The sequence below is a fragment of the Shewanella fidelis ATCC BAA-318 genome (assembly GCF_000518605.1).
GTDB lineage: Bacteria > Pseudomonadota > Gammaproteobacteria > Enterobacterales > Shewanellaceae > Shewanella > Shewanella fidelis.
The window spans coordinates 225,326-242,909 of sequence record NZ_KI912458.1; the positions used below are offsets into that span (position 1 = coordinate 225,326).

Here is a 17,584-nt window from a genome sequence, read left to right on the forward strand (position 1 = left end):
TTAACGAGGGCGTTATACCCCACAAGTGGAGTTTAAATTAACAATGGAAGTTAATGAGCAATACAGTCAGGAAGCAAGAATACAATTAGACTTCTATTCCTTTATGGCTGTTGCGATATGGGTATGTTTTGGTGTTGCTATTACGTCAACTTTAGCAATGCATTTAGTTGTCACCACAGCGGCAACCTCGACAGAGGTTGAATCATCAATGTTTCTGTTCTCCTCCGCAGTGTATGGTTTTTTAGGATTCCTTTTTTCACTTTTTGGCTCTGCTGGCATATATCCCTTTTACAAATTTTGGTGCGGTAAAAAAAGAGGGCAGCGTGTTACTGGGCGCTTTGCCTTTATCAATCGCGGTGTATAACAAGCTGCTAAATCCAGATTCACTAAGGCTGTCATGCCATTTGCTGAGCAAATCGCCCGCCAGCACTTGGTTCACTTATTAGCAGGGCGTTATATTTTAAGTGAGGCATTATGAGTAGCTTTAATACTCACGCAAGAAATGTATTGAATAAGGATTTAGCAATTAAAAATCGGTGGTCACATTTTCGATCATGCATGAACAAAGTGTCGAATTTAGCAAATTTGAATCGCATTAAAATCGTTGAATTAATTAAACAAGATACCAGTATAGACTGCGATAGAAGTGGATCTGAAGAAGAATTGATTATTGCATGGAAATATTTAACCGAATACCGTGAAAAATTAATTGCCTCCAAATAATGTATAACGAGTGCCACCAAGCCTACATTATATTCCGCGGCTTATTTTGGGTAAGGTTCGCTTTTTAAACCTAAAGTAAGCACTCCATAAATGCAGTTGTTGTAGGGGTTATAATTCACAACACTGTCGAGTGTAAGGATACACAAATGAACATAAACGCAACAGTTGTCGGCCAAGTCATATTCATCAATTTCTTAGTTATGATGTATTTAACTTTGAAATCTGCAAAAGGAAAGTCTGAAAATCTGCCACTTGTGGGCTTTTATACCTTTCTTCTAAGTTTTCTTTTCTTCCCAGCTAGTTGGTTCTATTGCTGGTATTGGTCAAAAAAGAACCCCAAAGTAACAAGTGAGTTATAACACGCCAATTAAGTGTGGACTGCTAAAGTTTGGCTCGGCTTCACTGCGTTACGCAAGTTTAGCCAAGCATTTTCAGCCTCTAATTTGGGCATTATGATTTAGGACGCGCTACTGGTTAGCCAGCCATTAGTAAGGCATTCGCAGTACAAGGATAAGTATTGTTATGAAATATAATATTCAGGTTAGTTTAGGAGTTGCAGTGGGCTCATTATTATATGATGTCCTCTTTAGTTCTAATTTAACCATTGATTTTTACAAAGCTATTTTTATGTTTATCTTTGTTTTTATTGTGCTTTCTCTTATTAGCAAAAAAGAAACGAAATAGGGTACTGCTAGCAAGGCGATCAAGCTGCAAAACCTGCTGTAGGCTGGTTTCACGGCATTCAACAGTTTTAGCTGGCTATCAACCTCCCTTGTTGGGGGGTTATAAAAGCCCTCACTCCCAATGCATTGGCTCTATCAGTATTGCTCCAAAATTGAGTTTACTCTCCCAGTGGTAATAACGACTAACGCGCGTTTATCAACAAGCGTCAAACCAACTACAGAATGATAGTGATAACTAAAATTAATCATTTTTATAATTAATGATAATTTTTAGTTTTATGCTGTACTACCTATAATCTCTCCATCGAAACGAATAACCCGTTATAAAGTTAACAGTGGAGCAAGATTATGAAGATGAGTCATGTAGGTATTATGGTTGGCGATATGGACAAAGCTGTTGAGTTTTATACCCATGCTTTAGGCCTGAAAGTGGTAATGGGCAATACTAAAGTTGTTGAGGAGCGCGAAACTGCAATTGGCAGAATGTGTATTGCCGTATTTGGCGAAGGCTTTAAAGGTTTTAACATTGCACATTTAGTCACAACCGACGGTATTGGGGTTGAGTTATTTGAGATGGTTGACCGCCAATAGCGTCATGAAGTGGACTTTTCGCGTATTGGTATTTTCCATTTCTCACTACAAACTGATGACTTTGAAGGCGCAATTAAGCGTACTGAACAATATGGTGGCAAAGTACGCATGGATATCATGCGTTATCATCCTGAAGATGACAGTAAGCAAGCTAAAATGGTGTATTTAGAAGATCCATTTGGCAACTTGTTTGAGCTTTATTCACATACATATGAAGAAACTTACGCTTCAGATTATGAGTAGATAACAACAGGATCTAGATTGAGGGGTTAGCATTGCTAACCCCTTTTTATTGTTATGTAGTTTAGTTACGTGATCGTGATCTCGTTTTGGGTGGTGGTAGATCGCTTTAGCAGCACAGAGTGTAACTAAATTAGATTAATCGCTTTTAATGTTCGTTTGCGTTTGTATAATTCCGCTCCGGCTAGAGCATTGCTCTTATTGCCAATTATATGCAAGCCGATACATGGACAAGTGACCAACCCACGGAGCTGGACCGGCAAAACTTATGTAAGTTTAGGTGCTTACCTTGTATCAATGGCCGGGAAATTAAAATGTTTGTAACTGTCCTCAGGTGATGACAATTGCAGGCGTCCACCAAAAGTAGTTTTGACTGCCTCTTCTTTGCCTAGATCCAACCAAAGTACCAACAACTTACCTTTTTAGCTCTCTCTAGGGATAAATGATGTCGTTGTTAATAAGCTTTTTAGGAATTGGTTTTTTAATTCTTTGTGGTTGGATTTTCTCTGAAAATCGTAATGCAATTAAGTGGCGTACTGTTTGGGCTGCGTTTTTACTCCAAGCTGTATTAGCAGCATTAGTGCTGTATGTACCAATGGGGCAAAATATTTTAGGCGCTGTGAGTCAAGGCGTTGCTTCTGTTCTAAGTTTTGCTGATGAGGGGATTAACTTCTTGTTCGGTGATTTGGCAACCAATAGCTTTGTGTTTGCCATTCGCGTGTTACCACTGGTTATCTTTATTAGTGCCTTGATCTCAATGTTGTATTACTTCGGCATTATGCAGTGGATCATTAAGGTTATTGGCGGCGGCTTACAAAAGTTACTTGGGATCAGCCGTGCTGAGTCTCTGGTCACAACTGGCAATATCTTTTTAAGCCAAGGTGAATCGCCATTATTGGTTAAGCCATTTTTAGCTAAAATGACTCGCTCAGAACTGTTTGCGGTTATGACCGGTGGTATGGCCTCGGTTGCTGGTAGCGTATTAGGTGGTTATGCCGGTTTAGGCGTTGAACTGAAATACTTGATTGCGGCAAGTTTTATGGCCGCGCCAGGTAGTTTGATGATGGCAAAGCTATTAGTACCTGAAACGGGGGATATTACTCATCAACAGGAAGTGGATATGAGTAAAAGCGAACATGGCAATGTGATTGATGCGTTGGCATCGGGTGCCATGAACGGTATGCATGTGGCATTTGCTATTGGTACTATGTTGCTGGCGTTTATTAGCGTTATTGCAATGTTTAATGCGGGTTTAGAACAAGTAGGCGCATGGTTCAATGTTGATGGATTAACCATGCAAAGCATACTGGGCTATGTGTTTGCCCCTGTTGCCTTCTTAATTGGCGTGCCTGTTAATGAAATCATGCTGGCTGGTAGTTTCATTGGCCAAAAGTTAATCCTAAATGAGTTTGTGGCATTTATGGACTTCACCGCAGTTAAAGAGCAACTGTCGATGCATTCTCAGGTTATTATCACTTTTGCGTTGTGTGGCTTTGCGAATATTGGCTCAATTGCGATTCAGTTGGGTAGTATTGGGGTAATGGCACCAGAGCGCCGCGCTGAAGTGGCAAACCTAGGCTTAAAAGCGGTACTTGCTGCAACACTCGCCAACCTAATGAGTGCGGTATTAGCGGGTATTTTCATTAGCTTATAGACTGGCCTTAAAACTAAAAGAGCAGCTGAGCTGCTCTTTTTTGTTTTCAGGTAAAGCAGTGTGTTACTGCTTTTGAGTTTGCTGCTCGTAACGTTTAATGACATCCATTGCTACGGCTCGCCCCCACTCTTGTCCTGCCATCATCGACTCTTGCATGATTTTAGGTTGCACTGAAATGAGCTTTTTACCTGCAGGAGTATCATAAAAAGCATTAATCGCCTGCACTTCTTCCTCAGTGAGATACTTTTGGTAAATAGGCAGTGTCATATTTACCAGATCATCAGGATTAAACTCTGCCATGTAGTCATCCCAGAATGTTTCTGGAGCATTCGGTACCATGTTTTTTAAAGCGGGTAACATTTGGTTCATGGCCTGAACTCCAAGCTCTCCGGCACCTGTTTTATCCATTAATATTTTTACGCTTTCAGCAGAAGCTTGCTCGGCATAGGTGGATGAAGAAAAACTAAGTACGGCGAAAAGAGGTAATAGTGCAAGTTTCATTACTGCGTCCTGCTGTTAAGTGATTAAGGCTCACTCTACTATGAAAGTGAGTTGCAAAATAGCCAAAACTTAATCAAATTTAATATCACGTATATGTGGATTGTCGATACAAACATGCATGCTGGCAATATTATCAAGTACCACTAAGGTTGAGGTTTGCTTAGCTGAGACTTGTTTGTTACCGGTATCTGGCATTAGTTTTATACAGTGCTGCTTGTGGGGATTTCTACAGGTATCAGTGGCAATGCCGGTAACGGTTTGTAGTCATAGAGTCTAGCTTAACATCAAAAACAAAAGGCCTGTATTTTAGTACAGGCCTTGTTGTTTAGTAGGTGAGGGCACACCTACTAGACTTCACGCGTGGTTTAGAACATGCCGATATTTGTTCACATGCTAAACATACACATTCAAAGTCATCTATCACTCAGAATTAGAAGTAGTAACCAACACTGATGTTAAATAGTGAGTGGAAATCATCATCTTGGTTTTCGATACCTAGACCTGATTGACCGCCAATCCATACTGCGTTCTTACCATAGATATGGTCAACGTAGATGAAGAAGTCAGAAACAGCAATGCTCACACCCGTCGTGTTAATCACAGAGTCATTTAGCTTAGGATTAACGTCGGTATCTGGTGTTAGGTGGCTGTAGTCGTTATAAACAGTCACAGTACCCCAGTCATAACCGATAGACTTGGCGATGTTGGCAGCAAAGATTTGGCCTTTTGCAGCAACTTCATAAGCGCCTTCACCCATCTTCATAGCGTATAGGCCGTTTTTACCTTCGCTATCAAATTGGTCGTAGTCATAATCAACCATTTGTAGTTGTAGCTGGTAGCCGCTGTATTGTGCATCTAAATGTACTGCGTAAGCAGTTGATGTACCGTGATCATCATGTAGAGAATCGTAAATTTGACCGTATTCTAGAGACGCACCAAGTTGTACTGTTAGCTTGTCGAAGTCTAAAACGTAAGACTGACGAATGTTGAAAGTGTTAGTTTCTTCGTTGTTGTATTCTGTACCATTTACTGTGCCAGAGAAGGTATCAGCAGCGTAGCTACGAGTGTCATTAGCAGCGTATTCGCTGTTTTTGAAGAATGCGATTTCTGAAGTCCAAGCGCCAGAGTTATAGATAGCTTTAGCACCTAAGTCGTAATCGTCTTCAAAGCCCATGTAGTAGTTGATACTTTCCCACCAGTTGTGAGAAATGAAGCTCTTGTTACCAAAAGGCTTGCTAACGATACCACCTTGGAACTGCCAATCTTCAACACCGTTGTATGCCGCGTAAGCGTATTTAACGAAATGGTTGCTAGAAGAGTTTTTGAAAATGTACTTAGCGCTAGCAGTCCAGTTTTCACTAATTTGACTATCGATATCTAATTCTAATGCGTCGAATGCAAACTCACCGCCATTTGATTTAGAAGCTTGGTTAGCATCATCAACAAAATACTTAACTTTTAATGCGCCACCTAATTCAACAGAAGGTTGAAAATCGTCAGCCATAGCAACGGTAGGCGCGCCAAGTAATGCACCAATAAGAATCGATAACTTTAACTTTTTCACTTTTTATTCTCGCTAAATGAAATCCGACATTGGATTAAGAAGGCGAATAATATCTATATTTATGCGGGATATTGTGACTGAATACGCAATCACAGCAGCAACAAAGTGCCATTTGATTAATATTGTGAAGTCGGTGATACTTTTTTAGGAGTAGTGATATAAGCAGTTGCTAACTCAACATTAGAATAAATGAGACTTACAAGTTATAAAAAGTAACGAGGGGTACCAGTAAGTGTCAATCTCGTATATTTTTCGAGCTGCAATAGTTTTACTAGTCACTTTAGATACATTGATAAAACAGTGTTTTTTATCATCAACAAGAAACGTAAAGTTAACTTTATTATTGTGTTTGCCGCTGACAAAAAGTACACAATAGCTCTAAAAATTTATGTTGCATAAGCGGGAAGTGCGCCTGCAACGCTTAAAATTGATGCTGTATCTATTTGTCAAATCGTAAAAGCTATCAGTGCTTCAACTTATCTTTTTAGCGTAGGTACAATGACAAACATTACAAAATTTAGACGTTAATTTAAGTATAAAGGCATTAACGTCAAAAGTTCGTCAAAAACCATTACGCTCCACTCAAAATTGTTTTTTTTGCCGCCTAGCTAATAAGTCTTAATTAATCTTCTATATATGTGTAACTGATTTGAGTAATGTTTAAATCATAAATTTAACTTAGTTGGTTTTTACATCATTTAGTGTCTAGTTAGCAGGACTCCTTAAATGATAGGTATTAATAAAACTGTTTGGCTAACTATGAGGTTGTAGTTTTATGAAGGTTGTACTGGACGATAGAGTGATGGATGACTTGGCTATAGACCCGATTACTTGTGTAAAGCAAGCAGTTGGAAAGTATGGTTTTTCCGGCTTTTGGTTTCAGGGTGTCGCCAATAGTGCTTATGAGGATTACAACAGAGGACAAAATAGCCTTTTAACAAGAAAGATGCTGTTAAGTCCTGATGGGGTAATAACTTCATCCTTGAGTGTGCGCCACCTTCACGAACAATATTTGAGTCGCATTGCTGCAAGTGACCATAACTTTGCTGAAGCACTCAAAGTTGACGCACCTTATTTTTATACATGGAACGATATTGAGCAAAACAAAGCTAAAAAGCTATTTGTTCGGTATGGCGTAAACTCTGTGGTTAGTTGGCCATTAAAGCATTTTGCATCGAATATGTGGCGTGGCAGGTTTACCTTGCTATCTAAGCTTTGTTGCGAAGAGCTAGATCTAGTCGGTGTGGAAGCCGTGTTAAAGCAAGCGCAAATGACCTTACTTGAACACTATCATCATGAAGTGACTCCTTTCAGGCAGCATAAACTATTCAATAAAACCGCGATTAGAGCATTAGAGTTGGCTGCTTTGGGCTTGTTGAATGAAGAGATATCCAATGAGTTGGATATTACGATTCGAGGTGTTGAATATCATTTTGAATCAATGAGAAATAAATTGGCGGCAACTAATCGTGCCCACTTGGTTTATAAAGCGCATCAACTGGAGATCATATAGAAATGCTAGTATTGCTCGTTGAAGATAATCAGTTATTGGCTAAAAACATAATTCAATATTTAGAGCTTATTGATATTGAGTGTGATTATGCTGGTTCAATGACACTTGCTGAAGAGCAAGTTTATAGTCGTCCATATGATGCGATCATTTTAGATCTAAACCTACCGGATGGTGATGGTGTGCATGCGTGTAAAAGATGGAAAGAACAGCGCGTTGTGTCGCCAGTTATTATGTTGACCGCGAGAAGCGGATTACAAGACAAACTATTAGGCTTTGAAGTTGGTGCAGATGATTACTTGATTAAACCGTTTGCAATGCCTGAACTGGTTGCGCGACTCAGGGTTGTTGCTGAAAGAAGGCCGGCGCCAAAGGTATTACGTTTGGGAGAACTCGAATTTGATTTTGCAGGGCATACTGTGCACCGATTAGGTAAAGAGTTGGCTTTATCACGTACCGGTTGGCAAATTTTGTCTCTACTCGCTAGACGCAGCCCTGAAATTGTTGAACGCGAAGAGATTGAGCGTATGTTATGGCCGGACAGCCCACCTGATAGTGACAGCTTGAGAAGTCATATGCACTTGCTAAGAAAAATAGTCGATAAACCTTTTGAGCAACAATATCTGCATACCATTCGTGGTGTAGGATTATGTTTGAAGGTTAGCCCATGTCGATAAGCAACAAGGTAAGTTTAAAGCGTGTATATCAATTTTATGGGGTGATGTTTTTAGCTGTTACTTTGCTAATTAATATTTTTATCCCGCTTTGTATGATGTGTACTGGGATGTTTAGTATGCATAGCATTACAATGAAAAGCGCAGCTCAAGCTGCAGAGTTATATTTGGCTGACACAGGCAAGCTTTATCAAACAGATAATATAAAAGTATTCAGCGATTGGAATACTGCTCCTGAGCAAGTTAAATCAATAACAAATGGAGTCGCTCCTACGCAAATAAATGAAGTGCAATATCAGCATTGTCACGGAAAATTTATTGATGCCTTAATGGTATATAAGCAAAGTTCGGGAGAGAACTTATACGTTTGGCTAAATTATAATGCAACCCATGATTTAGAGTTTGCTCCTAAAAATATGGCCGCTATTTCGTTGCTGATTATCATGACGTTTGGCGTGGTAGCAAGTTTAGCTTTTCATTTACAAAGAAGGGTGATCTCGCCAGTTCATCAAATCAGCAGAGCAATTAAACAGCATGACTGGCAAAAAATGCAAAGCTTAAACTTTCCAAAACAATGTTATGCAGAGCTACAGTCGATTGTGGATGCACTAGATATATCGATAAAACAGTTAAAGGATGCACAACAACGTGAACTAACATTTTTACGTTTTGCCAGTCATGAGTTACGAACGCCGATTGCGATTTGTCAGTCCTCTTTTGATATTTTGACTCTGCAGCATGGCAAGTTGGAAGGGCCTTTGTTGCACGCTAGCCAAGCTACACGGCAAATGAGGTCGATTACCGAAACCTTATTGTGGTTGATGAGCTCAGAGTGTACATCTTTACATTATAGTGAAGTTGAGCTGGCAGAGCTGCTGCGACAGGTTATCTGTGATCAGCAAGCGGCTAAAGGGGATTACCAGCCAATTACTCTGACATGTGATGATACAAAGGTTAGTGTTCAACGGGAGCCGCTTACAATCATCTTGAATAATCTTGTGCGTAATAGTTTGGAGCATGGAACTGAAAGTGTCATTATTAATCAGAATAAAACTAAAATTGAAATAGTTAACTCTATGTCTCCATATAATAGTAGTGGCTTTGGATTAGGCTTGATGCTAGTTGAGCGTTTAGCAAAACAACTGCATTGGAATTATTATCTTACAAGAGATAATAATGAATTTAGAGCGACATTACTTATCAAAGATTAAATTTAACCGGTCTGATTTAGGGCTAAGCAATAGTTAATATTGCTTAGCCCTTTTTTGTGAATTACTTATTTATTTACAACGTTATAGTTTTAATTGGTTTTGACACTAATTTGACGTTGTAAAAAATTGAGTAGAAATATTTTGACGAATATTTCACGTTGTATGAAAGTATTTTTAAGTCAGTTTTATGGTTTTTTAATTATTTACTTCCTAAAACCACAGTGATGATTAAAAAGAGCATAGATAGAGATAGTGCTCACAAAGTCAGTTGCTTGATTGTTTAATCTATCGCTGAATTTATCATTTAGGAACAGCATATGAAAAAGCAACTTATTACAGCACTTTCTGTTTTCCTTGTTGCCCCTGCAATGTCTGCGACGTCTGTTGATATTGGTTACAAGGCTTACACCTCAGAAACTAAAGATGACAATGGTGGAGCTTACGATCAGCCCTTTGTTAAATTGACGCATTTTAATAAAGCGGATTGGGGTACATTGCTAGCTTACATAAAACTGGAAAACCCAGGTGAAGTGCAGGATGCACAAGATGATAAAGCAGGGAAGTTAACCGTTAAATCTTTAGTGATTGTCGATAAGCAGATTGGTGACTCAAGTTATAACTATTGGGCACAAAACTTCCTTTCATCTAACCGCACAGTAATGGAGGACAATCTATACCTTGGTGTTACAACCAACCGTAAATATGGTGATTTGTTTATTAATACAGGTATTGGTTTTAATTATTCGGCTGCGAGTTTTTCTCCTACGGGTGCAAGTTTTGACGGCATGACAGGTTATGCCGCAGTAATTAATGCCAGTTATCCATTTTCAGCTTTTGGTTTAAAAAATGCTTTGTCAGTTAATTATGAAGGCCAGTTTGACCGCGATGAAGAGCATATGAGTACCTTAGGTTATGACAGTTACGGTCATCAAATTATTACCACGCTTAAAACCAAGATTACAGATTCTTTTTATACCAAATTACATTTAACGCATTTTGATAGCTGGGGATCGACGCCTAACGATGGTATCGAGTATGGCGTTGCAGTTGGTTTTAGTTTTTAGCCTTTGATAGACAAAATAGGAATTTAATCGTGATTAAAAAAACGTTAATTGCAAGTGCGATTTTGGCACTAACCGTGGGTTGTTCTGTACCTGATTCGGGCAAAGTTATCACAAGTGAAGGTGCTGCTTTTGGTAAGCATGGTGAGATAAAAGTTCAAACCTCGACTAAAGATGGGCAATTGCTTGAAATCAATGTTATTAAGCAGAAAGAAAACAAGGTATTAGCAGCCTCTGTTTACACTGAAATGAAAGATGACATGATCAATCAAAATAGCACTGAAGTTGATGCTATTAGCGGTGCAACGGTAACCAGTAAAGCCTTTAAAGAGGCGGTAGAAAATTCACTGGCTGCTGCTGGGGTGACTTTAGTTGCAGGTTTGGCTAAGACTAATGACGCTAACAAAGAGGTGATTGCGACAGAGCAAAACTTTGATGTGGTTGTTATTGGTTCTGGCGGTGCAGGCCTTAGCGCAGCGATCACAGCCAAAAATGCTGGGGCTGATGTCGTAATCATTGAAAAAATGCCAACAGTTGGTGGCAATAGTTTGATCACTGGTGGACAAATGAATGTTCCGGGTAACTGGGTGCAAAAATCAATGGGGATTGAAGATAGCATTGATATTTTCGTTAAAGATACGCTCAAAGGCGGAGACTATTTAGGTGATCCTGAAATGGTTCAGCTTATGGCTGAACAAGCGTTGCCAGCTGCAGAATGGTTACGCGATTATATTAAAGTTGATTTTTACCAAGACCAGTTATTCCAGTTTGGCGGTCACAGCGTTAAGCGTGGCTTGATCCCAAGAAATCACACAGGGGCAGAGTGGATCAGTAAGTTTATGGCAAAAACCGATGAACTTGAGATCCCAATTCATACCCGCACGACAGCAACTGCTCTTATTCAAGATCAAAATGGTCGAGTGATTGGTGTCGAAGCTGAAAAAAATGGTCAAAAAATTACTTATATGGCAGATCGTGGCGTAGTGATGGCTACAGGTGGGTTCGGTGCGAACGTGGCAATGCGCACTAAGTATGTACCTGAGTTAGATGAACGTTACGGTACAACAAACGCCCGCGGCATTATGGGTGATGGCATTGTGATGGCTGAGAAGTTAAATGCTAAGACTCACAATATGGAGTCAATTCAGACTTACCCGATTTGTCATACGGATACTGGTGTTATTTCACTTATTGCAGACTCGCGTTTCTTTGGTGCGATTGTAGTTAACAAAGAAGGTAAGCGTTTTGTTGAAGAGCTTGAGCGTCGAGATGTCATTAGTCGCGCAATCTTAGCTCAAACTAATCAGCAAGCTTATGTGTTGTGGGGCAGTGAAATTGAGCAAATTGCAGAAACAGTCAAAGTGCACAAAGATGAGTTTGCTGAGTTAAACCGCAAAGGGATGATGTATAAAGCTGACTCGATAGAGGAATTGGCCGATAAATTTGGGGTTGATAAAAATGCATTAATGGCTCAAGTAGAGCGCGTTAATCAGTTTGCTAAATCAGGTAAAGATGGCGAATTTAATCATCGTGGTGGTTTAAAGCCTATCATGAAAGCACCATTCTATATGCTAGTAGCCAAACCATCGGTTCACCATACTATGGGTGGTTTGATGACAGATACTAAGACTCGAGTACTAAATACTGAAGGTCAAGTCATCGATGGTTTATATGCTGCTGGTGAAGTCACGGGGATGACACATGGTTCTAATCGCTTAGGTGGTAACGCTATTACAGATATCACTGTATTTGGTCGTATCGCTGGCAAAGAAGCAGCAGCTCACTAACACCTATTCGTGTTTATTATCAGTGCCGAACACATTTGTGAGCGGCACTTTTTTATTCGCTAATTTGGCTTATAGAAGGGGTCTGATGAACAAACTCAAATTAGTATGTTTAGCATTTTGTTTATGCTTACCTCAAGCATGGGCAATGGGTGAGAAGGCATATTTTAGTGGTAAAACAATGGGGACGACTTACTCGGTACAGGCGGACTTAACCAATGTCGAACTGACTGCAAAACAGTTACAAAAACGAGTGGAAACTGAGTTAGCTGAGGTGAATCAGTCATTATCCGTTTTTATTGAAGATTCTGAAATAACTCAAGTAAACCGCTTTACTTCAAAGTCACCTATTATGCTATCCAAGCAACTCCATGATGTACTTGAGATAGCTCAACAGGTTTCACTGCAAACTGATGGTGCGCTAGACATTACATTAGGTCCGGTCATTGAGTTTTGGGGATTTGGTGTTAAGCCGCGAGATTTGCAACAAAAAGACCGTGGACAACTTGAAGTTGCTCGTTCAAAGACTGGGATGGATGGCTTTGTTTTGAGTGCAAATACGCTCGAAAAACTTATTCCTAGTTTAATGATTAATCCCTCTGCAGTCGCAAAAGGTTACGGTGTTGATCGTGTTGCACAATTACTCGACCAAGCAGGGGTTAACCATTACCTTATTGAAATTGGTGGAGAAATTGTGACAAAAGGACACCATGAACTAGACCGTCCTTGGCGAGTTGCGATAACTCGGCCAGAAAGGCTCAGTTTGCAATACCAACAGATCATTAGTGTAAACAATATGGCTTTGGCGACGTCAGGAAGCTATGTCAATTACATTGAAAGTCAAGGCCGAACATTAAGTCACATTATTGATCCATCAACGGGAATGCCAATCAGAAATACTGTGGTATCCACAACAGTATTGCATCGTCAGTGCGCAGTAGCAGATGCTTTTGCAACGGCTTTTATGGTGCTCAATTCAAACCGTTCAATAGAGATAGCTAATCAACTTGGCTTAGCTGTAATGCTCATTGAACAAAATGAACAGGGCTTTAAAACACGCTTTAGTGATGCAATGTATCCTTATTTGCTAAACCATAGTGATAGGTTAAATGGAGTTTAATCAAACCCTACGGGCTATAGTTCTACTCAGTGCTTTGCTGGCAATATGCGCAAGTTTGCTGTTGGGGGGCTTAATGTTGCTCGGTTAACAATAAAGACCCTTACGGGCCTTTATTTTCACTGGAATTAAACGCGTTGGAGGTTATCTAGGCTTGAAAGCGATTTTGTAAATAATCAAATACCGCTCGAATACCAAATGCCTCACCACCTACAGGTCGGCCGGGTAACTTTCGAACGTTATAAGCCATAACATCGAAATGACTCCAGCTAATGTCTTTATCAACAAACTCTTCTAAATAAAGCGCAGCGGTGATCGCACCACCAAATGGCGTTTTAGCGCAGTTAGCAAGATCTGCAATATCACTGCCGGTTAAATCAAGATAAGGCTTGTGTAAAGGCATGCGCCATACTGGATCATCAACTTTAAGACCTGATGCTGTAAAGCCAGCGGCTACGGCCTCGTCATTGCTGAAAAAGCCAGGTAGCTCTGTGCCTAAAGCGATACGCATAGCGCCCGTTAGTGTTGCGAAGTCAATCATCAGTTCAGGCTTGTCATTATTGGCTTCAGCTAATGCATCACATAAGACTAAGCGACCTTCAGCATCGGTATTGTCAATTTCAACAGTAATACCTTTACGGGTAGTGATGATATCACCTGGTCTAAAGGCGTTGGCCGATACCGCGTTTTCAACAGCTGGCACTAATACCCGTAATCGAACTGGCAGGTTATGGGCCATAATGAGCTGTGCTAAACCAATAACATGTGCCGCACCGCCCATATCTTTTTTCATCAAGCGCATACCTGAGCCAGGTTTTAAATCTAATCCGCCAGAGTCGAAACATACGCCTTTACCGACTAAAGTCAGTTTTGGTGCTGATTCATCGCCCCAAGTTAGGTCGATTAAACGCGGTTGGTTATCACTTGCTCGGCCAACCATATGAATAGTCGGGTAATTTTGCTCAAGTAATTCATCACCAACAATTTGCTTTATTTCAGCGCCAAACTCGTTTGCCATTTCTGTCATGGTGTCGCCAAGGTGTTGTGGCATCATGTCAGCAGCAGGCGTGTTGACGAGATCACGTACTAAAGAAACGGCACGAATGAACTTATTTGCTTCGTCAGCTTGAGCTTGGGTTGGCACAATTAGCACAGGTAATTCTTTGGTGTTTTGTTTGTATCGGTCGAACTTATAAGCGCCCAGTCCCCAGCTAAAGGCCGCTGCGTGAATTTGTGCGTCAGGCGCGTGCAATTCATATTGGCCGGCAGGAAGCTGGTTGACGAGATCGCCACATAACCAATATGAGTCATCGCTTTTACTCACAAAAATAACTTGTTCTAATTCACCTTCGGCATTGGGAATTAAGCTGGCACCGGTGCCACTGTATTTAGTGTTATCTAACCAGTTAGTGACTCGTGGTGCTTGTTGTTCACGCCATGTGTTGTAGCTGTCGTTATTAAAAATGAGTAAAGGGATGCCGGATGCACCAGAAATAATAAGCTTGCTCATGTAAGGGACTCGTATTTGTTATAAATAGTGACAATTGCTATTAAGAGTATCAGGCCTTGGATTTTGGAGAAAGCAATCAATATAAATATATGGTCGCCACATAGTGGCGGTTTAAACAGCTTACTTCTGCGTGGATAACCGCTGTTGTAACTGTACAGTTTTTTGTTTTCGCGGAGGAGGGGAGAGATTTTATTAGCCAAGTCAAGGGGCTAAGAGAGGTTCGCCGATGACTTTAGTCAGCATTAGACTCTAAGTTTGCCTTGCTTGCTATGCGCATCATGTTGGCTTTGCGTTCAGACATATTGTTGAATGAGCTAGGTAGTACATCGACACCAACGATTTGGCCAAGTTTTACCACTAAGGGAATGGTAATTGGTGCAAAAGGCAAAACGGCGAACATACCAAGACCTAAGCCTTTGAGGAGATCAGCAAACTGCTTGTTGGCTTCAGTGAGTTCTTCTTTTGATGCTTGTCTGCAGGTATAGCGCTTATAAGTGACTAGCATATCTTTAGTCTCTTGCTTTTCTTGTGCAAGCGCATCTTTTAACACCAACATATCGCGTTTTAAGCGCAGCCAAAAACGACGTCTGCCAATACGGAGAACGCGAATAGGTGCTTTATGTAGGTGGATGTAAATTTTCATGGGGGGCGATTGTGCCACAGTCGACAACTTATCCCTAACTTCTATTGGAAATTAAAAGGTAAAAAAGTGTCAACTGCTTGGTTTCAAATCAGTATTGCTGTATTTGCTGGCACAGGGGCGGTTTAGCCTGCACGTAAACTCAGAATATCGCTTAATACTATCGGCTCCGGATAGCGACAGAATGCGCTATTTTGTTGATCAATCGCGTAAATTGACATGCGGTCAGCTAATTCATTTCCTTCAATACCAACATGAGCCGCCACGTGTTGTATTGCGAGTTTATCTTTAATTGCATCATACAAGGCATGAGATTGCTGGATAATATCTAAATTTTTAATATCACCGGCAACTTTGCGTTTCCAGCCTTTAGCTTTCCAACCATAAGCCCAATTGGTAATGCAGTTAAGTGAATATTGTGAGTCCGATAATATCTGTACCGTTAGACCTTGTTTAAGCGCTTTTTCTGCAATCAATAGCGCTTGATGTAATGCATTTAATTCGGCTGAGTTATTAGTGCCGTTTGGGTTATACAAGCCATAGTAAAGTTCCGCCAGCTTAGCGTTTATATATACAGCAACGCCAGAGCCTGCTTTACCTGGGTTCGGTTCACAGCCGCCATCGGTGAAAATAGAAACATCACAACGGCTTAAATCTATATCTAGGCTAGCTTTAGCTGCAGTTTTGCTTGTGGATGGTTTTTTGGTTGCAGTGCTGTAGCTTGGCGCTTTAGCAAATGCGGCTTTGGCTTCAGCTTCAGTTGCGAAAGATTTATATTTTGCCTGTGGAAACTTATCCACTTGTTTTTTAGTGTAATCCCAGCTGGTAAAAATCCCTGTTTCACGCCCAGCCCACACAACATAATACTTTTTAGCCATAAGGCGAATGTCCTAAATTTAATTGAATAATGGCGTTCTATAATCGAATTACAGATCTTTTTTGCAATTGGCGAGTAGATCGATGAAAAACTGTGTCCCTTTACGCTCTGCAAAAGCAATATTGCGCTCAGGAATAGTTTCAGGATCATCATAGTTTGCTAAAGCCTGCTCCATGCTCGATTCGCGAATGATATGCAGAGTCGGGTAAGGCGCACGGTTAGTATAGTTAGCGGCTGAATCTTGTGGTTCGTCCTCAAAGCAATAATCAGGATGAAAACTGGCTAACTGATATTCGCCTTCATAGCCCTGCTCAATGAGTAAATCGTTGGCAATATCGACTAAGTCTAAATACAGATAAAATCCTTCAAATCCGCGAGGCATGATAAACAACGTTGTTTCAACATCAGGATGCTCATCTAAATAAGCGCATTCGTCGATAAGTGCTTGTAGCACATCTTGCATACGTGATTCATCAATTACAGCATAACGTATGCTAGCGCGCTCAACTTCACGTCGTGCAAAAGGGCAAATGTTATATTTCATAATCACTTGCTTTACCCAGTTTTCGGTTTCAGTCGCATAGGGCTGTAATTGCTGGGGGATCACCTGAGTCATAGGAGTTATCTTTGAAGGGCTATGGGGCGATCATAGGCAGGATCGACAACACAAGCAATAGCGCCATGGTGACATTAAAAATCTTTTGTTGTCTTTGATTCTTTAGTAAGCGCTTTAATGCGACACCAAAACCTAACCACACAAAAGCACTTGGCAAGGCCACAAAAAAGAACACTAATGCAATCGTAATCACTTGTGGAGTTAGAGGTTGCGCCATCGTTGTAAAGGTTGCAATGGCACCAATCCCCATTATCCAGGCTTTGGGATTGACCCATTGAAATGCCGCCGCTTGCAAAAAGCTAAGTGGTTTTGCGGTATTTTTACCATTCATTTTGGCGCTACTACTGGCAATTAACCAAGCCAAATAGAGTAAGTAGCAAATGCCGACATATTTTATGATGCTGTGTAAAACGGGGTAGGTTTGAAATATAGCACTTAAACCTAACCCTATACCGAGCACCATAGTTGGAAAACCGATACAGATCCCTATTAAATGCGGCAAGCTGCGCTTCACGCCAAAGTTAACCCCTGATGACATCAACATAATGTTATTTGGCCCAGGCGTGATACCGGAAGAAAAAGCAAAAAGCGCAATGGTTAAAATTAGTTCCATAAAAAACTCATAAAC

16 protein-coding genes and 1 pseudogene are annotated in these 17,584 nt (G+C 40.5%); 9 read left to right on the plus strand and 8 right to left on the minus strand.

Annotated features, from left to right (window positions below; all coding sequences use genetic code 11):
* The first annotated feature begins 43 nt into the window (after nucleotides 1–43).
* From L884_RS23075 to L884_RS0114535, 3 genes and pseudogenes are all read left to right on the plus strand, one after another.
* On the plus strand, nucleotides 44–364 hold the full coding sequence (locus L884_RS23075) for a hypothetical protein (protein ID WP_156925694.1): 321 nt from the start codon (nucleotides 44–46) through the stop codon (nucleotides 362–364).
* Between the two features lie 1,390 nt (nucleotides 365–1,754).
* Nucleotides 1,755–2,240 (plus strand): annotated as a pseudogene (locus L884_RS22180) (VOC family protein).
* A gap of 442 nt (nucleotides 2,241–2,682) precedes the next feature.
* Nucleotides 2,683–3,891, plus strand: a complete 1,209-nt coding sequence (locus L884_RS0114535) for a NupC/NupG family nucleoside CNT transporter (protein WP_028768171.1) — start codon at nucleotides 2,683–2,685, stop codon at nucleotides 3,889–3,891.
* 63 nt (nucleotides 3,892–3,954) lie between these two features.
* Here the strand turns inward: L884_RS0114535 and L884_RS0114540 are convergent, their stop codons facing one another.
* From L884_RS0114540 to L884_RS0114550, 3 genes are all read right to left on the minus strand, one after another.
* Nucleotides 3,955–4,392 carry a DUF2059 domain-containing protein gene (locus L884_RS0114540; RefSeq protein ID WP_028768172.1) on the minus strand — a complete coding sequence of 146 codons (438 nt, stop codon included), beginning with the start codon at nucleotides 4,390–4,392 and terminating at the stop codon, nucleotides 3,955–3,957.
* A gap of 69 nt (nucleotides 4,393–4,461) precedes the next feature.
* Nucleotides 4,462–4,587: a hypothetical protein gene (locus tag L884_RS23405; protein WP_281171847.1), complete on the minus strand. Its 126-nt coding sequence runs from the start codon at nucleotides 4,585–4,587 to the stop codon at nucleotides 4,462–4,464.
* A gap of 235 nt (nucleotides 4,588–4,822) precedes the next feature.
* On the minus strand, nucleotides 4,823–5,956 hold the full coding sequence (locus tag L884_RS0114550) for a hypothetical protein (protein ID WP_245603136.1): 1,134 nt from the start codon (nucleotides 5,954–5,956) through the stop codon (nucleotides 4,823–4,825).
* Between the two features lie 775 nt (nucleotides 5,957–6,731).
* Between L884_RS0114550 and L884_RS0114555 the strand changes: the two genes are divergently transcribed.
* The 6 genes from L884_RS0114555 to L884_RS0114580 all read left to right on the plus strand — a co-directional run bounded on the left by L884_RS0114555 (nucleotide 6,732) and on the right by L884_RS0114580 (nucleotide 13,316).
* Nucleotides 6,732–7,469, plus strand: a complete 738-nt coding sequence (locus tag L884_RS0114555) for a helix-turn-helix transcriptional regulator (RefSeq protein WP_028768174.1) — start codon at nucleotides 6,732–6,734, stop codon at nucleotides 7,467–7,469.
* Between the two features lie 2 nt (nucleotides 7,470–7,471).
* Nucleotides 7,472–8,143 carry a response regulator transcription factor gene (locus L884_RS0114560; protein WP_028768175.1) on the plus strand — a complete coding sequence of 224 codons (672 nt, stop codon included), beginning with the start codon at nucleotides 7,472–7,474 and terminating at the stop codon, nucleotides 8,141–8,143.
* Nucleotides 8,144–8,187: 44 nt separating this feature from the next.
* Entirely contained in the window at nucleotides 8,188–9,351 is a 1,164-nt protein-coding gene (locus tag L884_RS0114565; RefSeq protein ID WP_425423498.1) for a sensor histidine kinase, read from the plus strand.
* 317 nt (nucleotides 9,352–9,668) lie between these two features.
* Nucleotides 9,669–10,415, plus strand: a complete 747-nt coding sequence (locus L884_RS0114570; RefSeq protein ID WP_028768177.1) for an outer membrane protein OmpK — start codon at nucleotides 9,669–9,671, stop codon at nucleotides 10,413–10,415.
* Between the two features lie 29 nt (nucleotides 10,416–10,444).
* On the plus strand, nucleotides 10,445–12,199 hold the full coding sequence (locus L884_RS0114575; protein ID WP_028768178.1) for a flavocytochrome c: 1,755 nt from the start codon (nucleotides 10,445–10,447) through the stop codon (nucleotides 12,197–12,199).
* 85 nt (nucleotides 12,200–12,284) lie between these two features.
* Nucleotides 12,285–13,316: an FAD:protein FMN transferase gene (locus L884_RS0114580; protein WP_028768179.1), complete on the plus strand. Its 1,032-nt coding sequence runs from the start codon at nucleotides 12,285–12,287 to the stop codon at nucleotides 13,314–13,316.
* 145 nt (nucleotides 13,317–13,461) lie between these two features.
* Here L884_RS0114580 and L884_RS0114585 read toward each other — a convergent pair whose 3' ends face one another.
* The 5 genes from L884_RS0114585 to L884_RS0114605 form a co-directional block, all read right to left on the minus strand.
* The gene (locus L884_RS0114585) at nucleotides 13,462–14,823 is read right to left on the minus strand and encodes a leucyl aminopeptidase family protein (protein WP_028768180.1); all 1,362 of its coding nucleotides are present in this window, start codon (nucleotides 14,821–14,823) and stop codon (nucleotides 13,462–13,464) included.
* A gap of 232 nt (nucleotides 14,824–15,055) precedes the next feature.
* Entirely contained in the window at nucleotides 15,056–15,466 is a 411-nt protein-coding gene (locus L884_RS0114590; protein WP_028768181.1) for a hypothetical protein, read from the minus strand.
* A 122-nt stretch (nucleotides 15,467–15,588) separates the two neighbouring features.
* Nucleotides 15,589–16,341, minus strand: a complete 753-nt coding sequence (locus tag L884_RS0114595; protein WP_028768182.1) for a ribonuclease H family protein — start codon at nucleotides 16,339–16,341, stop codon at nucleotides 15,589–15,591.
* Nucleotides 16,342–16,389: 48 nt separating this feature from the next.
* Nucleotides 16,390–16,956, minus strand: a complete 567-nt coding sequence (locus L884_RS0114600) for a DUF1415 domain-containing protein (protein ID WP_037410999.1) — start codon at nucleotides 16,954–16,956, stop codon at nucleotides 16,390–16,392.
* A 19-nt stretch (nucleotides 16,957–16,975) separates the two neighbouring features.
* Nucleotides 16,976–17,569, minus strand: a complete 594-nt coding sequence (locus L884_RS0114605; RefSeq protein ID WP_028768184.1) for a LysE family translocator — start codon at nucleotides 17,567–17,569, stop codon at nucleotides 16,976–16,978.
* Nucleotides 17,570–17,584 lie beyond the last annotated feature (15 nt).

Coding starts and splice junctions, on each gene's coding strand:
- L884_RS23075 (WP_156925694.1), top strand. CDS start 44: ATGGAAGTTAATGAGCAATACAGTCAGGAAGCAAGAATACAATTAGAC.
- L884_RS0114535 (WP_028768171.1), top strand. CDS start 2,683: ATGTCGTTGTTAATAAGCTTTTTAGGAATTGGTTTTTTAATTCTTTGT.
- L884_RS0114540 (WP_028768172.1), bottom strand. CDS start 4,392: ATGAAACTTGCACTATTACCTCTTTTCGCCGTACTTAGTTTTTCTTCA.
- L884_RS23405 (WP_281171847.1), bottom strand. CDS start 4,587: ATGCCAGATACCGGTAACAAACAAGTCTCAGCTAAGCAAACCTCAACC.
- L884_RS0114555 (WP_028768174.1), top strand. CDS start 6,732: ATGAAGGTTGTACTGGACGATAGAGTGATGGATGACTTGGCTATAGAC.
- L884_RS0114560 (WP_028768175.1), top strand. CDS start 7,472: ATGCTAGTATTGCTCGTTGAAGATAATCAGTTATTGGCTAAAAACATA.
- L884_RS0114565 (WP_425423498.1), top strand. CDS start 8,188: ATGTTTTTAGCTGTTACTTTGCTAATTAATATTTTTATCCCGCTTTGT.
- L884_RS0114570 (WP_028768177.1), top strand. CDS start 9,669: ATGAAAAAGCAACTTATTACAGCACTTTCTGTTTTCCTTGTTGCCCCT.
- L884_RS0114580 (WP_028768179.1), top strand. CDS start 12,285: ATGAACAAACTCAAATTAGTATGTTTAGCATTTTGTTTATGCTTACCT.
- L884_RS0114585 (WP_028768180.1), bottom strand. CDS start 14,823: ATGAGCAAGCTTATTATTTCTGGTGCATCCGGCATCCCTTTACTCATT.
- L884_RS0114590 (WP_028768181.1), bottom strand. CDS start 15,466: ATGAAAATTTACATCCACCTACATAAAGCACCTATTCGCGTTCTCCGT.
- L884_RS0114595 (WP_028768182.1), bottom strand. CDS start 16,341: ATGGCTAAAAAGTATTATGTTGTGTGGGCTGGGCGTGAAACAGGGATT.
- L884_RS0114600 (WP_037410999.1), bottom strand. CDS start 16,956: ATGACTCAGGTGATCCCCCAGCAATTACAGCCCTATGCGACTGAAACC.
- L884_RS0114605 (WP_028768184.1), bottom strand. CDS start 17,569: ATGGAACTAATTTTAACCATTGCGCTTTTTGCTTTTTCTTCCGGTATC.